Source organism: Limnochorda sp. (assembly GCF_047459355.1).
Lineage (GTDB): Bacteria > Bacillota > Limnochordia > Limnochordales > Limnochordaceae > Limnochorda.
The window spans coordinates 1-1,377 of sequence record NZ_VSCV01000097.1 but is presented as its reverse complement, the minus strand read 5'-3'; the positions used below and the strand labels follow the sequence as shown (position 1 = coordinate 1,377).

Genomic DNA, 1,377 nt, shown 5'->3' with positions numbered 1-1,377 from the left:
CGATGGTACTGCGGGGGCGACCCCGTGGGAGAGTAGCACGCTGCCGGGAAGCCTTCAGGGGTCCGAAAGGACCCCTTTTTTCTTGGTTGGGTCCCTTGAGCTGGCACGGAGGCAGTCGCCGATGGGCCGCGGGGGATGGGCGGGAGCCCTCCGGGGGAGGCTCTTTTGCGCGACAGCTTCGGGCGCGGGAGGCGGCGGTATGGGGCGGCGGTGGGTGTGGGCAGGGGTGGTGTTCTTGGGGGTGGCGCTCGCCTTGGGGGTCTCCGACCGCGACCGGTCGAAGACCTTGACCATCGGCCTCACCCCGTGGTCCTCGACGACGCCGTCTGCGTACGTGGCCAAAGTGCTCTTGGAAGAGCGGGGTTACCAGGTGAGCTTCCTGGAGGCCGATGTGGGTGTCATCTTCGCCGGGTTGGCCCGGGGGGATGTGGACCTCTTCACCGACGCCTGGCTCCCCACCCTCCATAAGAGCTACATGGAGCGGTATGGGGACCGGGTGGAGGTGGTGGGGACGGTCTACCGGCAGGCGGATCTGGGTTGGGTGGTGCCAGGGTACGTGCCCGTCAACTCATTGGCGGAGCTGGCCGGGCAGGAAGCGGCCTTCGACATCGATGGGGACGGCCGGGGTGAGATTGTCGGCATCGATCCGGGGGCCGGCATGATGGCGGTCAGTCGGGAGGTCCTGGCGACCTACGGCCTGGACGGGTACGAGCTGGTGGAGGGCTCGGAGTTCGCCATGCTGACCGAGCTCAGCCGGGCCCTGAAGCGGGAAGGGTGGATCTGCGTCCTCGCCTGGAGCCCCCACTGGATCTTTGCCGCGTACGACCTGAAGTACCTGGAAGACCCCAAGGGTTTGTGGCAGAAGGACGACGTGCGCGTCCTCACCCGCCGCGGCCTGGCGGAGGAGGCGCCTCAAGCGGTGGCCCTCTTGCGGGATTTCCAGATCAGCATCGACGATATGAACCGGATGATCCTGGCCATCGAGGTGGAAGACCAGGATCCGGAAGAGGTGGCCCGGGCCTGGGTCGAGGCCCACAGGCCCGAGGTGGATCGGTGGGGACGGTGATGGGCCAAGCCGCCTGAGGGCAGCCTCGCCCGCCCGCTCAGGCCGGCTCGGGGGCCCGGGGTGCCACCCTTTCGGGGCCTTTGGACGGTCTGGCCAAGTTCTGGGAGAGCCGGTCGAGGAGGATGGCCAGGAGGACGATGGCCAGCCCTGCCTCGAAGCCGGGACCCACCTCCACCCGGGTGATGGAGCGGAAGACCACCGCCCCCAGCCCGCCCGCGCCGATCATGGCGGCGATGACGGCCATGGAGAGGGAGAGCATGAGGGTCTGGTTGATGCCGGTCATGATGCTGGGGAGGGCCATGGGCATCTGG

At 68.3% G+C, this 1,377-nt stretch carries 2 protein-coding genes; one reads left to right on the top strand and one right to left on the bottom strand.

The features are described 5' to 3' along the window. Positions 1–199: 199 nt before the first annotated feature. On the top strand, positions 200–1,066 hold the full coding sequence (locus tag FWJ67_RS11125) for a glycine betaine ABC transporter substrate-binding protein (protein WP_304174195.1): 867 nt from the start codon (positions 200–202) through the stop codon (positions 1,064–1,066). A gap of 37 nt (positions 1,067–1,103) precedes the next feature. On the opposite strand, the gene FWJ67_RS11120 is transcribed toward FWJ67_RS11125, so the two are convergent. Continuing rightward, on the bottom strand, positions 1,104–1,377 hold a 274-nt coding region (locus FWJ67_RS11120), incomplete at its 5' end, for an ABC transporter permease subunit (RefSeq protein ID WP_414482855.1).